Genomic DNA, 14195 nt, shown 5'->3' with positions numbered 1-14195 from the left:
GTTCCTGTACGGTGGATGTGTTGCCTTGCCTCCGCCCTGAAGGGTTGTTTTGTCATGCCGTCCGACCTGCTCCAGCGGCCCGATCGGGCAGCTCCGGCCGCCTCGCGCACGGCACCGCGGCGGCGTACCCGCGTGTTCGCCCTGGCCGAGGCACGCTGGGCCGCTGCGGCTCTGGTGCTGTTCCTGATCGCGCTGCCGCTCCAGCTCACCGGTGCGCCGGCCTGGTTCTGGGGACCTCTCTATGCCGCCGCTTACGTCACCGGTGGCTGGGAGCCGGCCTGGGCGGGGCTGACGGCGCTGAGGGAGAAGATCCTGGATGTGGATCTGCTGATGATCGTGGCCGCGATCGGTGCGGCCTCGATCGGGCAGGTGATGGACGGTGCGCTGCTGATCGTCATCTTCACCACCTCCGGCGCATTGGAGGCCCTGGCCACCGCCCGTACCCAGGACGCGGTGCGCGGCCTGCTCGACCTCGCACCCACCACGGCCACCAGGCTGGCGGACGAGGGCGGTGAGTCGACCGTCTCCACCGAGGACCTGGTGGTCGGTGACACCATTGTGATCCGCCCCGGCGAGCGGGTCGGCGCGGACGGTCGCGTCCTGACCGGCGCCAGCGAGGTGGACCAGGCCACCATCACGGGGGAGCCGCTGCCGGTCGCGAAGGAAGCCGGCGACGAGGTCTTCGCCGGCACCCTCAACGGCACCGGAGCCTTGCGGGTGAAGGTCGAACGGGATGCCTCGGACTCGGTGATCGCGCGGATCGTGGCCATGGTCGAGGAAGCCTCCGAGACCAAGGCGCCCACCCAGCTGTTCATCGAGAAGGTCGAGCAGCGCTACAGCCTCGGCATGGTCTTCGCGACCCTGGCGGTCTTCCTTGTTCCCCTCGCGTTCGGCGCGGACCTGACCGGCTCGCTGCTGCGGGCGATGACCTTCATGATCGTGGCCTCGCCATGTGCCGTCGTGCTGGCGACGATGCCGCCACTGCTGTCGGCGATCGCCAACGCCGGACGCCACGGCGTCCTGGTGAAGTCCGCCGTCGTCATGGAGCGCCTCGGGCAGGTCGACGCGGTCGCCCTGGACAAGACGGGAACCCTCACCGAGGGAACCCCGCGCGTCACCGACATCTGCCCTCTGGACGGTTCCGGCCTGGACGAGGGCTCCCTGCTGGCCCTCGCGGCCGCGGCCGAACACCCCAGCGAACACCCTCTGGCCCGCGCCGTCGTCGACGCCGCCCGTACTCGCGGCCTGGCCCTCGCCGGCACGCGGGACTTCACCTCCACTCCCGGCATCGGCGTCACCGCCACCGTCGACGGCTTCACCGTCGCGGTCGGCGCACCCGCCCGCCTCCTCGACAGCCCCGAGAACGCCCTCACGGCCTGCGCTGCCAAGGTCGCGGCCGACCTGGAGGACGGTGGCCGCACGGCCGTCCTCGTCCTGCGCGACCGTGTCCCGGTCGGCGTGCTGGGCATCGCCGACCGACTGCGGCCCGACGCCGCCGCGACCGTCGCCGCCCTGACCACGCTGACCTGCAGCACCCCGATGCTGGTGACGGGCGACAACCCGGGCGCTGCCGCACGCCTGGCCGCTGAGGTCGGCATCAGCCGCGACGGAGTCCACGCCGGCCTCCTGCCCCAGGACAAGGTCGAAGCCGTACGGCGCCTGGAGGCCCGCGGGCGCAAGGTGCTGGTCCTCGGTGATGGCGTCAACGACGCACCCGCCCTGGCCGCCGCCCACACCGGGATCGCCATGGGCCGCGCCGGCTCCGACCTCGCGTTGGAGACCGCCGACGCCGTCATCGTCCGCGACGAACTCGCCACCGTCCCCACCGTGATCGCCCTCTCGCGGGCCGCCCGGCGTCTGGTGGTACAGAACCTCGTGATCGCCGGAGTATTCATCTCCGGTCTGGCCATCTGGGACCTGGTGGGCCACCTGCCGCTGCCACTCGGAGTCCTCGGCCACGAGGGCTCAACCGTCATCGTCGGACTCAACGGACTCCGCCTGCTCCGCGACGCCGCCTGGACCCGCGCCGCAAAGGACGACATGCGGTGAGCCCCCGTCCAAACAGGCGGCAGACCGGCACGTGAGCGCCGTCAGGGCACTTGAACCGCACTCCCACCACGACCGAGCCCCTCGCCCAGCAACAGTTCGCTTTGCCGCATTCGATGTCATCCGCCACGGCGCCGACCTGCCGGGGTGTCCACACACGGAACGGCGCGGCTTCGGAAATGCTGCTCGCGGAGGCCCGGCTCGGGGCGCATGAACTGGCGGCCACCGAACACGCGCTCACCCATGGGCTCCCGCCGCACCCACGAGGAGCACCTCCGTCTCCTGCGGGAAGCCGGAGGGGAGGGACAGCAGCTGGCCTCACTGCGTTCTCCCATCGGCCTCGACCGGGGAGTCCGTACGCCCGAGGAGACGGCCGTGTCCATCACCGCCGAGATCATCGCGCATGCCGACGGGGCGAGCGGACTGCCGCTGTCGCTGCGCACCGGCCCCATCCATCGTTCCGCTGCCGCTGGGACATTGCCCGCCGCAAGCACCTTGATCGGATGATTCCGCACCACGTACGCTGACGGCCGTTACTGTGTGTGGCGCAGGGTGAACAGCCTGCTGAATGTGGTTCGTTCGGGTTGCCTGCGGGATTTCGGGGGTGCGGGTTGAACAGCTCCATGCCGGTGGCGGCCGGGGTTCCGCCCATCCATTTCGGCGTGCACGAATGGCGGTCCGGAAACGCGGACGGGGGACGGGCCGACTTCGAGCAGATGCTCGCGCAGCTCGCCAGTGCGACCAATCCGAATGTCCGGATGATCGCGGTGAATCCCGGCGACTGGGGAATCGACGCGTTCGCCGGTGACCTCGGGGGCGCCATCACGGTGTGGCAGTCCAAGTACTTCATGCCGAAGACCACAACCAGCCAGTCGCAGCAGATTCGCGAGTCGCTCGCGAACGCGCTGAAGGCCGCGGCGGTCAACGGTCACACCATCAAGCTCTGGATCCTGTGCATTCCCTCCAGTATGGACGGCCCGGCAGCCAAATGGTGGGACGGCTGGAAGAAGCGGCAGGAGAAGGCGCACGACCTCGTCATCGAGCTGTGGGACGAGACCACGCTCGTGAAGAAGCTGCAGAGCCCCGAGGGTGACCAGGTACGCCGCGCCTACTACGAAGTCTTCACTCCCGCCGCCCCCGCCCAGGAGCAGACGCGGCTCGTGCTGGACGTAGAAGAGGGCAAGGCGGCGGCGCTCGACTCGGCCCTATTCGTGCGGCAGATGACCGAGGCCGGCCACGTCGAACTGGACTCGGCCAAACGGCAGTTCTTCAACGCCGACCTGGTGGCGCGCGAAGTCGCGCACAAGGGCGTGCCGGCCGAGGTCGCCGCACTGAGCTCTGCCGACGCCACCCTGCACGGCGTGTGGGAGATGCAGTTCAACGAGTGCTCGTCCGAGGGCACCCTCCCCGCTCTGCACGGCCGGGTCTGGCGCGAGGTGCGCTCCGAGCACGACAAACTGCCCAAGGCGCTGCGTCTGGAGGTGACGCACAGCTGGGGCCTGGTCCACCGGCTGGTCGACAACCGTCGGGCAGGGTGGGTCACGCACTGGAGGCAGATCGCGAGCGGTCACGCCGACGACTGAGATACCCCGACCGCCCGTACCGCCCGACCCCTGACGAGGAGCATGCCGTGCACGCAGACCGGCCGGTCGTGATGCCCGAGGACGAGGTGCCATTCCGCCTCGCTCAACTGCTGCTGCTCCTGGACGCCGTCGCCGCGCAGGACGCGAACGGGGCGACCTTGGAGCGCATCGGGTACTACGACTTCCTGTCCGCGAACCCCTTCCTCGTCGTTCCCCCCGAGAGCCGGGACGCCAGCCTCCTGCGACTGGCCGGATTCGACCCGCAGGTCCTGGCCTACGCGTCCTCCTCACAGCGGTTCACGAGCCGGCGCGAACGGATCCAGCACGACCTGGCGCTCCTGGTGGCCTACGGGTGCTGCCGCATCCGCAACCGCGACGGCTCCCTCACCTACTCGATCACCGAGGCCGGTCAGGATCTCGGCGGCCGGTTCACCGCCACCTACGCCACCTCCTTCACCACCGCCGCCGGCATCGTCGTCCGCCAGCTCCGCAAACTCACCGACAAGAGACTGCGCGAGCAGACCGCCCGGTGGCTGAGGCCGGACGGATCCGACGGACCTGCTGCTGCCCTCATGAGCGTGCTGGGCCCGGGGCCCGTGCTGGAAACGTCCTGGGAGGGATGATCACCATGGAGCCGCTTCCCGGCATCCGTATCCGCCGCCTGCGCCTGGTCGGCATCGAGCGGTCCTACGACGTCGATTTCACCTCCGGACAGAGGGTGCGGAACCTCTCCGTCATCGCCGGGGCGTTCAGCTCCGGCAAAACAGCGGTGCTGGAGTTCATCGCCTACGGGCTCGGCGCGAAACGGCATCCGCGCCACCAGGAAGTGCTGCGCAGGGTCCGTTCGTGCCTTCTGGAGGTGGAGCTCTCCGGCGAGCCTCATGTGATCGAGCGGTCGGTCGGAGAGCCCTCAAAGGTCGCCTTCGTCCGCCGCGGAACGCTCGACAGCACGACCGTCTCCCGGGCCGAGAGCAGGACCATCGATCCGCCCGGGGCGCAGGAGAGTCTGTCCTCCCTCCTGTTGAGCCACTGCAAGCTCGCAGGTGTCCAGCTACGCGAAGCGCCCACCAACAGCGAATCCCGTACGGACCCGCTCAGCTTCCGCGACGTGATGTGGCTCGCCTTCCTTCCCAACGAACGCGTCGCGGACAAGAACTTCCTGTTCGAGAACGACTACATGCGCAAGCACAAACTGCGGCAAGTCGTCGACGTCGCTTTCGGCGTTCACGACGACCGCGCCGTCGAACTCGGCCAGCGCATCCAGGAACTCGGCGGCCGGCTCAACCGCGCCAAGGCCGAACTCGCGGCAGCCCGTACCTTCGTCGTGGAGCAGGCTCCCACCGTGCTGAACGGCGAACCCACTCCTGCCGTCCACGAACGGGAACTGGCCGACATCACGAGCCAGCTTAGGGAGTTGGACCGCCGTGCGCAGGCGGGAACGGAATTCGCGGCCCAACTGCGCAGCCAGCACAAAGCGGCGGCCGGGATTTCCCGCCGGGCGGCAGCGGTCCTGCGGGACTGCGAAACGCAGCTCCAACGCCTGATGCCTCTGCGGGCCCAGTACGCGGATGATCTCCTCAAGCTCGGCATGCTCGGCGAGGCGCAGCAGCTCTTCGACCCCTTGAGTGTGACCACCTGCCCCGCCTGCCTGAACCGGCTCTCGGCTTCCCCCACCGCTGGCAACGGACGCTGCAGCCTGTGCCATCACGAGCTGAGCGCAGAAGAGGGCGCATTGGTCCTGGGCACTGCCGACGCCGGCAGCCAGGCCGAGGACAGCCGGGTGGACGTCAAGGCGGAGACCCGGTCCACCAAGGCCCGCCTCAAGGAGATCAGCAGCTACATCGACGAGCTCGGTGCCTCACTCGCCCCCCTCAAGCTCCAGGCCGAAGACGCGGCCCTCCGGGAAGAGGCAGCCGCCGCCGCGCTGGACACCGCGACGTCCCCCTCCGTCTCACCGTTCCTCGCCGCCCGCGACGACCTTCACCGAAGGCGCGAGCAGATCCTGCGCCAACTCGAACAGGCCGAAAGCGCGGTCAAGCTCCGCGAAGGACTCACCAAACGGGCCGACGCCGTGCAACGCCACGAGACCGAGATCGCCCGTCTCCGGGAGGAACTCGAACAGCTCGGAGACGCCTCCCACGACCGTGACCGTGTCATCGTCAAGATCAGCAACCGATACGGCGAACTCCTGCGGGCCTGGCGCTACCCCAAGGTCAGTACCCCCTTCATCAAGACCGACCTCACCCCCTTCGTACGGGGTGAGCCGTACCAAGAAGCCTCGTCCGGCGCCCGCACCCTGCTGACCCTGGCCTGGCAGCTCGCCGTCTTCGAGATCGCCGTCGAAGGAGGGGCCGCACACCCCGGATTCCTCATGATCGACAGCCCTCAGAAAAACCTCGGCCACGGCGGCACCCTCGATGCCGTGATCGCGGACGCCGTGGCGATCGGCGACTTCTACCAGCACCTCTCTCGCTGGCTCGCGGACCGCGGCAGCCGAGCCCAGCTCATCGTCGCCGACAACAGCCCGCCGCCGTTGGTGGAGAACGACGTGGTGGTGCGCTACAGCCGCAACGAGGAGCGGCCGCCGTACGGGCTGATCGAGGACGAAACCAGTGCGGACGAGGAGGCGGAGGCCAATCTCTGACACGTGTGCCTGGCCAAAGGCTCGGTGCTGGTGCAAGGAAGGAGGCGAGCTGTAACGGGGGCAGCTGGCCTCGGTCTTCGTCTATCAGTCCTGTGGGGGCCGCCACCCCTGGCTGGAATGGCCGCTGGAAAGCCCCTGACCAGGCGTTTTACTGCCCATGGTGGGGGTTCTGGGTTACTGACTGGATCGGCCTCCATCTGGGTGTTTCTGCCTGTTCCTGACTGCTGTTGGCCACGCGTTGGCCACGGATCCCGTTCGCTGGGACGGCGGCCAAGGAGCGGGAGGCTCGATAGCTTGCGCGTGGGAGTGTGTGCCTGGAGGCCCAGGAGCACGCTATGCCAGGTGGCATGGCAGAGGCCCCGGTCAGGTTGTGGCGTGACTTCGCACCACGTCCTTGGCTCAGTAGTAGACGTGCGGCCGAAAGGGGTCCAGCTCTTCGGGGTTGGACCCCTGGTTGCGTTCCGTGCCGGGAGAACACCGGACAACAGCGGTGATCTATGGCTGCCAGACGAGAAGCGTGCCCAAGGCGGTCCGTGCGCACGCCTTCTTCACCTTCGGGAAGCCGTTCACGGAAACAATTCCGTGCCCACTCGGCGTTCATGATCCATGAGCCGAGGAGGGGAAGGTGTCGGGCCTGAAGCTGTTCAACACAAAAGGCGGCGTGACCGAGGTCACGCCGCGTCTTGCTGACGTCGAGGCAGACGTGCAGAGCCTTGTCGAGGCAAACATGGAGGCCCTGCTGGGTGTCCGGTTCCTGACAAGCGAGTACAGCACCGGGCCGGTCCATGGCGGCCGGATCGACTCGCTCGGGCTGGATGAGAACGGCAGCCCGGTCATCGTCGAGTACAAGCGCGGCACGGACGCTGGTGTGATCAACCAGGGGTTGTTCTACCTGTCGTGGCTGATGGACCACCGCCGCGAGTTCGAGCACCTGGTCCGTCACCGGCTTGGGCCGACGGCAGCGGCCCAGGTCCTCTGGAGCGGACCGAGGCTGGTGTGCATCGCCGGCGACTTCACGCGCTATGACGTGCACGCGGTCGGTGAGCACAGACGCAGCATCGACCTGGTGCGGTACCGCCTCTTCGGCAGCGCGTTGCTCGGCCTTGAGACCGTGGCATCCGTCAGCGGCCGGACACCGGCGGCCCGCCGGGCGCGCCGGCAGTCGCCCGACGAAGGCCGCAGTGCACCCATGGACGATCTGGTGCGAACGGTTGACGAGATGCTGCTGGGCCTGGGCAACGGTGTGAACCGCATCCAGCGCAAGCAGTACCGGGCGTATCAGCGGCTGCGGAACTTCGCGTGCGTCTGCCCGCCGCAGCGGAGCAAGCTCCTCGTCTACCTCAAGGCCGACCCCAAGGCGGTCGACCTCGTGCCCGGCTTCAGCCGCGACGTGACGGGGCTCGGCCACCATGGCACGGGCGACCTGGAGGTACAGCTGCGCACCACGCGGGACGTGGAGCGTGCTGAGAGTCTGTTCCGTGCGAGCTACGCAGCGGCGTGAACGGTTGCGGGTATCTGGCGAGGCGCGTGTCGCGCTCGGCCGGTTCTCGGTCCGGGTGGTGCCTTTCGACGTACGGGCAGGTCGTGGCGGTGGACTACCAATGATGCGCGGGAGCGCCGGTTTGGCTAACCGGCGCTCCCGCGCTATGTTGCGCCGCTCTGCCGGCCCGGCACTCAACGGGTAGGGCGCGCAGCGGGAACGGAGTTAAGTCCCGGGATGGACAGAGGCGACTCGCCGAGGCCCGTCTTGCGCCTGGGACCTGTAGCTGGGGCCTGGCGAATGCCGGTTACATGGGCAAGGGTCTCGGAGAGGTCGGCGAGCAGCGAGCCGGGCGTGCTCGGGGACGCTGTGAGGATCCAGGTTGCTCGGTTGAGGCTCGGGCCGGCCCAGACCGTCCAGGTATGCAGTCCCGGCTGCTGGGTGACGGCTTGGAACTGAACACCTGCGTCGCCGGCGGGTGAGGTCCAGCGCATCCAGCGTCCGTCTTCCACGGTGTGCTTCCACCCAGCCTCGGTGAGGGGTTCAGTGGCGGTCGTGGCAGCCTGCTCGTCCACGGGGCCCTCTTCGGCCGCGCCCGCGTTGGCGATGATCGCTAGGTGTGTCAGCAGGCCCTCCAGCACCGGGGCTGGAGTTGTGCCGGTTGCTGTGAGAGCCCACGTCCGGTCGGAGACGGGTGTTTCGTATGCGGCCACGGTCCAGGCGGTCTGGTGGGCGGGGTGTTCGTGGGCTAGTTCGATGCGCAGGGTCTGGTCTTCGTGGATGGCGTGGGTGGTGTCGTCGGACCAGGTACGCCACTTCTGCCATTGGCCGTGCGTGTCGAGGAATTGGTCGAGCAAGGCGTTGTGGTCACCGGCGTCGGCGGCGTAGGCCGGCACGGTCTCCGGGTTCCGCATGGCGTGCCCGGACTCACCGGTTTTTCTACTGAGGGACGTTCGTGCTTCGGCCGTGGCGCGCTCGGTTTCAGTGGGCTCTGGGGGCCCGATGAGCATGGCGGCGCCGTGGCACCTCTCGAATTCCGTCAGGGCCTGTGCGGGCGAGTCGAAGGTGCCGGTGATCTTCCGCAGGTGGTTCTCGCCGTGGAGAAGGACGCTCTTGACGCCGCCGAAGCATGCGAGGTAGGTGCCGACGGCGACCGTGGTGTGTCCGTGTTGGGCGTGGGCGTGGATGCGGAGGTGTCCGTGGCGGATGTCGTCGTAGATCGTCTGGGCCTGCTCGGAAACCTTCCGGGTCTGGGCCCAGGTGGACCAGGGAACTGGAAACTCGGACCAGGTCCAGTCCCTGCGCATTGCTGCCTGGACCAGGGGCGCGATCTCGACGGTGATCCCGGCGGCGAGGAGTTCGCGGGCCGCATCCGCGGCCCAGTACGGCTCCTCACGGTCGATGCGTGCCAGGACCAGCGTGTTCCTGTCCAGAGCTGTCCAGCCGGCGGCATCCAGCCCGACGTGGGCGATGTGGGCCTGGGAGCCGGTGATGGTGGCAACTACAGCACTGCGGTGACCGGGGTGGGCGTCGAGACGGGCGTGGGCGTCGGTGAAGGGAGTGGTCACGAGGATCGCTTCCTTCGGCGGCCGGGGCGCTGTTGGTCCGGCCGCCGATGGGGTTGGGGATCAACGAGAGATCCGTGTGGTGGGTGCTGCGGCCTGGGGCGGGCCGGCTCGTGGTGGTGATGCCGCTCGTGCACGTACGGGCGTGTCCTTGTTCGGCACGGGAGCCGTGGCGTGGCGCCATCGGGTCCGTACGGCGGACAGGTCCGCGAGGGCGCGGCGGCTGCCGAGGACGAGCTGGTACGACGTGGTGGCCGGGTCGTCGGCAAACGCCTCGACGCGCCTGCCGATGTGCCGGGCTGTCGCGAGGAGGTGGCGCTGCAGGACGCGCTCGCCCCAGTGCTCCGCGGCGCCGAACGGATCGGCGAGGACGGTCAGCAGCTCCTGCGGCCGGACCTCTGGGCCGAGAAGGCCACGTTGTCGTGCTTCCCACAGAACGGTCACGGGGTCGATCGGCGCGCGACGCTGCGACAGGGCGGTCAAGCACTGCCACAGGCCGGCGTGCAGAGGCTGAGTGAAGTCGCCGGCTGTCAGCCATCGCATCTGCTCGATGTCGCCGGGGTGCGCGGTGGCGGTCGCGAGCAGCAGCTGCTCCTCGTCGACCGCGTCCTCGTCGAGATCTGTGGCCGGGGCGGGAGCGGAGGTGCGGGGCAGGGATCCGGCGTGCGGAGGGAATCTGGCGGCGATGTCGTCCACCACGGTGGTGAGGGCATCGGCCTCGGCGAGCGTCGCGGCCACGCGCTGGGGGAGTGTGGTGTCGCCCGCGGTGCGTGTGAGTTGCTGGGCGGCGGCGGCCAAACGACGCCGGCCATTCTCCGCTTCGATGATCCGGGCGTACGCCGGTGTGTGCTGAGGCCATCGGCAGACCTGGATGAGTTGCTGCAGGTAGAGGGCTGACAGCCCGCGTGTCTGCTCGCGGGCGGCGGCGAGCACGGCGCCGAGCCACTTCGTGTCCTGCGCGTGCTCGGCCGGGTCGGGCGCCGGTAGGGAGCTGATCGCGGTGAACAGGGCGGCGTGGGCGGGGGTGGAGAACGCGTCGGCACCGATTCCGGTCACGTCGCGAAGGCGCTGTGGTTCGAGCAGAAGGGCACCGAGGAGGGCCTGTTCGACGTGGACCACCGGGTGCGGCGGGGGGATCGCGTCGGGGTCGTCCTCGTCTGGTTCGGGGGTGTGGGGCATCAGGCGGCCAGGGTGAAGTCGTCGGGGTTGAGGGGGATGTTCAGGTGTGGGGCGAGCAGGTGGGCGGCGAGGCGTGGGGGGACTGCGTTGCCGATCTGGGAGAACTGCTGTCCCTTGTTGCCCGCCCAGGGGTAGTCCGCAGGGAAGGTCTGCAGCAGGCCGGCTTCGCGGGCGGTGATCCTGATCGGCTCCGGAGAGGTCGACGATTCCGCGTCCCGCATCGGTGAGTTGAGAGGCTGGGCGACCCAGGTGCACTCGTTCGCTCGGTGGCCGAAAAACAGGGTGCCAGCCGGTTCGTCGATGGATCTGACGGTGGAGTTGGCCTGGCTGTTGTTGCGCAGGGACCAGGACCAGCGGTGCGCCTCGGCGGTGAATCTCGCAGCCGGAGTAGTTGAGGCGGGGTCCTCGCGGATGCCGTGCCGGGGCGCCTGACCTGCACTATCCCAGGGGGACTGCCGGACGGTGTCCTGGTGCCGAGGTTCCCAGGCGCCGCGGTCGCGGGCGTCGGACAGTGTCTTACGGGAACCGGAGGGAAACGGTTCAGGTCCGCCTCCAGGCCCGCCGCCGGCGCAGACGGTGGGCACGGGCCGGTCGGTTGCTCCCCAGCCCAGCGCCTCGGCCATGCTCACCCACCGGACGCGGCCCGGCCCGAACAGGCTCTCCGGCTCGTGCACGTGGGCGTGTGTCGGTGCCGGTGGCTGTGCGGTGCGGATCCGGGAAGCGAGAAGGATGGACCGCTTCCTGGTCTGCGGCACCCCGTAGTCCGCGGCGTTGAGAATGCCGCACCAGACGGAAAACCCCCAACGCCGCAGGATGACGGCGTACTGCTTCCACAGAGGCAGAACATCAGGGACCTCCTCCATGACGATCCACTCCGGCTGTCCGGCCGTGTTCAGGGCGTGGAGGTAGCGCATGGGCTCGGCCGCCAGCAGCGAACGCTGATCACGGCAGGCGGCAAGGAGCCGCTCGCGGGTGTCGCGGCCGGCGGCCAGGTCCTCGACGGCCTGGTGGACCAGGGGCTGGTCCACCAGGCCGAGGCGTTTGCCGGCCATGCTCCACGCCTGACAGGGCGGAGAGGCGATCACGCCCACGGTCCGCCCGATCCACGGCCACGTCGGATACATCGCGACGTCGGTCCGCAGCGTCAACTGACCAGCCGCCACACGAGTTTTGCACGCCCACTCGTCCCATTCCAGGCCGACATCGCGGACGCCGAGCACGGTCAGCGCCCGGCTCCACCCGCCCGGCCCGGCGAAGAGATCGAGTATCACGTGGCCAGTCCGAAATCGCTCCGCTCCGGGGCTGCGGTGTCGCCGCGGCAGGCCCAGGGCGAGCAGCCGTCCGGCACACCGTTCTCCCACTCGTCCGCGCCGTCCTGGAGGGCGGCCTTCTCCGCAGCAGTGACGTGGTCGATCGGCGCCTCGCTCAGGGGCACCCGCGAGCGGTGAAGAAATGCCTGGCCGAGCAGCTTGCTTCCGGTGGCGTTGGCTCGCGCGTTGCCCTGCCGTATAGCGGCGTCGAACTCCACCACGTCCTGCCACTCGGCCGGGCTGTTATCGCGGATCTGGCGCCACTGAGCGTTCCCGTGAAAGGGGCAGCCGAGGCAACTCGATTTCGGTGTGTCCGCGAGCCCGATGGACGTCAGATAACGGGTGCAGTCGCTACGCGACCAGCCCATATCGATGAGGGGGTGGACGTTGCGCATGTAGCGGACGTCTGCGTCCTTGGCGCGGTGGAACTCGTCCGTGGAAATGCCGACCCACTGCTCAACGAATACGCCCTTCGGGACTCGCTGAGGATAGGGGTAGCCGAGAAGGTCACGGACCTTCTTCTTTATTGGTTTTATCTTATATTCGCCGGTGCACTGTCGCCGGGTCATGCCTTGCTTTCCATCCTTGTTCAGGATGTACAGGGGCATGGAGGCGAAGCGGTGACTGGGGTCGAGTGCGTCGTTCCTGATGTTTCCGGAAGTTACCCGAAGGACGGGTATTCCAGCCGGTGTAGCGATCTCCTTTTCGAGGCGGTCGAGGTGGGTATATACGGCGCGCGGCTCCCATCCGGTGTCGGCGAATATTGCGTAATCGACTCTCGGGAGGATGCCTTCGGCGGACAGGGCGAGCATGGTGCTGGACTGGACTCCGGCACCGAGGGAGATGGCGCGGAACGCCGGGATGGGGGAAATAGGGAAGTTCCTGTCGATGGGGTACGCGGGGCGAGGCCGGTCAGTGCCGCGGCATGCGGAGCGCGTCGGCGAAGGCGGCGACGGTGACCGTCGCCGAGTCGGGGCTCTGCTGGAGAGCTCGCACGACGGGCGTGCCGATGACGACGGCATCCACGAGAGGCGCCACGGCGGCAGCGAGGGCCGGGGTCGAGATCCCGATCCCGGCGACGATGGGTAGCGGGCCGGTGGCGCGTACGCGCTGGATGGCGGCGGCCAGTGCGGCAAGGTCGAGGGGGCCGCGGTATCCGGTGGGAGCGGTGGCGGCGGGGGCGTACAGCCAGCCGGACGCGGTCTGCTGTATCGCTCCGAGTTCTTGATCGGTCGCTGTGCGCGGGGCGAGATGAGGGACTGTGAGCCCTGCTTTGGCGGCGGTGCGCTGCCATGTTCCGGCCGCGTGATCGGGAAGGTCGACGACCATGATGCCGGCGGCGCCGGCATCAGCGAACCGGTGGGCCAGGCGCTCGGGGTCGTGGCGGGCGACGGGGTTCCAGTACGTCATCAGGATGGTCGGGCGGAGGACGGCGGCGTGCTCGACCGCACGGAGAGCGCGGTCGAGCACATGTCCGCGCCGCAGGGCGGTGTGGTATGCGGACTGGATGACGGGGCCGTCGAGGAACGCATCGCTATGTGCGAGGCCGACCTCGAACAGGTCGGCGCCGGCCCGTGCGAGGGCGTCGAGGCTTCGGCGTTCGGCCGTAGCGGTGTGGAGGCCGGCGGGAAGGAACACGCCCAGCTGGCAGACGGGTTGGGCGAGGACACAGAAGAGGGTGTCAGAGATGGGCAGGGTGATTCCTTGTCAGGGTCGTCCCTTCGATGGTGGGGCGTGGACGGTGCAGCTCTCAGTCGTCAGCGGCCTCGGGAGGGCAACTGGACTGGGGCCGGAGGGACCACGCGGGTCGGCGCGGCCGGTCTGGCCGGTGGGAGTCCGATGAAGGAGGCGACGGCTGTCGCCCCCGCGGGGGTGAGGCGGAGGCGGTCCAGGGGTGGCGCGCCCTTGAACGCGGGCGCGGCCGAGCCCTCAGTGCAGTCGACGAGGCCGTTGGATTCCAGGTGCCGCAGTGTGCTGATCAGGATCCTGGGTCCCCGGCTGTTGACGTACCGCCGCCCCATGGATTCGGTGACCACAGCGCGTCCTCGGGTGATCTCGTACAGCGCGGCGCAGTGTGCGGGAGCCAGCAGTTCGGCGGGGGCGCCGGAGCGGTCACGGCCTGGCTCCTGGGCGATGCGTGCTGCGCTGGTGACGATGTCTTGGGGTGCCAGGGCGGTCAGTTCGCGGGCCTTGTGCGCTGTGTGGCCGGCGGATTGTGCGCTGAGGTAGGTCAGTTGGTGGAGCCTGACCAAGGCGTCGCTCAGATCGGGGCCGGGGCAGGGTTGCTGGTTGAGGACAGCGGTGATCGCGGCGCTCGTTTCGGTCGCCAGCTGTCGTGCGGAGGCAGCGTGCGTTTGCGGGTCGGGTTCGGTGGGGGACGCGGAATCA

At 68.9% G+C, this 14195-nt stretch carries 12 protein-coding genes; 6 read left to right on the top strand and 6 right to left on the bottom strand.

Annotated features, from left to right (window positions below):
• Positions 1-54: 54 nt before the first annotated feature.
• The 6 genes from OG251_RS39295 to OG251_RS39270 all read left to right on the top strand — a co-directional run bounded on the left by OG251_RS39295 (position 55) and on the right by OG251_RS39270 (position 7774).
• Positions 55-2049, top strand: coding sequence for a heavy metal translocating P-type ATPase (locus tag OG251_RS39295; RefSeq protein ID WP_326682058.1), 1995 nt, complete (start codon positions 55-57; stop codon positions 2047-2049).
• A gap of 240 nt (positions 2050-2289) precedes the next feature.
• On the top strand, positions 2290-2553 hold the full coding sequence (locus OG251_RS39290) for an XdhC family protein (RefSeq protein ID WP_442818452.1): 264 nt from the start codon (positions 2290-2292) through the stop codon (positions 2551-2553).
• A 104-nt stretch (positions 2554-2657) separates the two neighbouring features.
• Positions 2658-3629, top strand: a complete 972-nt coding sequence (locus OG251_RS39285; protein WP_326682057.1) for a serine/threonine protein kinase — start codon at positions 2658-2660, stop codon at positions 3627-3629.
• Positions 3630-3676: 47 nt separating this feature from the next.
• Positions 3677-4252 (top strand): ABC-three component system middle component 2, encoded by a 576-nt coding sequence (locus tag OG251_RS39280; RefSeq protein WP_326682056.1) that lies wholly within the window; start codon positions 3677-3679, stop codon positions 4250-4252.
• 5 nt (positions 4253-4257) lie between these two features.
• Positions 4258-6273 carry a DNA recombination protein RecN gene (locus OG251_RS39275; protein WP_326682055.1) on the top strand — a complete coding sequence of 672 codons (2016 nt, stop codon included), beginning with the start codon at positions 4258-4260 and terminating at the stop codon, positions 6271-6273.
• Positions 6274-6898: 625 nt separating this feature from the next.
• Positions 6899-7774: a DUF5655 domain-containing protein gene (locus tag OG251_RS39270; protein ID WP_326682054.1), complete on the top strand. Its 876-nt coding sequence runs from the start codon at positions 6899-6901 to the stop codon at positions 7772-7774.
• A 173-nt stretch (positions 7775-7947) separates the two neighbouring features.
• Here OG251_RS39270 and OG251_RS39265 read toward each other — a convergent pair whose 3' ends face one another.
• From OG251_RS39265 to OG251_RS39240, 6 genes are all read right to left on the bottom strand, one after another.
• Complete coding sequence (locus OG251_RS39265; protein WP_326682053.1) at positions 7948-9321, bottom strand: DUF317 domain-containing protein; 1374 nt, start codon at positions 9319-9321, stop codon at positions 7948-7950.
• Positions 9322-9381: 60 nt separating this feature from the next.
• Positions 9382-10497: a DnaB-like helicase N-terminal domain-containing protein gene (locus OG251_RS39260; RefSeq protein WP_326682052.1), complete on the bottom strand. Its 1116-nt coding sequence runs from the start codon at positions 10495-10497 to the stop codon at positions 9382-9384.
• Positions 10497-11768 (bottom strand): DNA cytosine methyltransferase, encoded by a 1272-nt coding sequence (locus OG251_RS39255; protein ID WP_326682051.1) that lies wholly within the window; start codon positions 11766-11768, stop codon positions 10497-10499. Before OG251_RS39255 ends, OG251_RS39260 begins: the two co-directional genes overlap by 1 nt.
• The gene (locus tag OG251_RS39250) at positions 11765-12619 is read right to left on the bottom strand and encodes a hypothetical protein (RefSeq protein WP_326682050.1); all 855 of its coding nucleotides are present in this window, start codon (positions 12617-12619) and stop codon (positions 11765-11767) included. The genes OG251_RS39255 and OG251_RS39250 overlap by 4 nt, the downstream gene beginning before the upstream one ends.
• 100 nt (positions 12620-12719) lie before the next feature.
• On the bottom strand, positions 12720-13445 hold the full coding sequence (gene trpA / locus OG251_RS39245) for a tryptophan synthase subunit alpha (RefSeq protein WP_326682049.1): 726 nt from the start codon (positions 13443-13445) through the stop codon (positions 12720-12722).
• 119 nt (positions 13446-13564) lie between these two features.
• Positions 13565-14059, bottom strand: a complete 495-nt coding sequence (locus tag OG251_RS39240) for a hypothetical protein (RefSeq protein WP_326682048.1) — start codon at positions 14057-14059, stop codon at positions 13565-13567.
• Positions 14060-14195: the final 136 nt, after the last annotated feature.

The organism is Streptomyces sp. NBC_01237, assembly GCF_035917275.1.
Classification (GTDB): domain Bacteria; phylum Actinomycetota; class Actinomycetes; order Streptomycetales; family Streptomycetaceae; genus Streptomyces.
This window is presented reverse-complemented; position numbering and strand designations above follow the sequence as displayed.

Bases quoted from the DNA above. Each gene is read 5' to 3' on its own strand.
- OG251_RS39295 (WP_326682058.1), top strand. From the start codon at position 55: ATGCCGTCCGACCTGCTCCAGCGGCCCGATCGGGCAGCTCCGGCCGCC.
- OG251_RS39290 (WP_442818452.1), top strand. From the start codon at position 2,290: ATGGGCTCCCGCCGCACCCACGAGGAGCACCTCCGTCTCCTGCGGGAA.
- OG251_RS39275 (WP_326682055.1), top strand. From the start codon at position 4,258: ATGGAGCCGCTTCCCGGCATCCGTATCCGCCGCCTGCGCCTGGTCGGC.
- OG251_RS39260 (WP_326682052.1), bottom strand. From the start codon at position 10,497: ATGCCCCACACCCCCGAACCAGACGAGGACGACCCCGACGCGATCCCC.
- OG251_RS39250 (WP_326682050.1), bottom strand. From the start codon at position 12,619: ATGCTCGCCCTGTCCGCCGAAGGCATCCTCCCGAGAGTCGATTACGCA.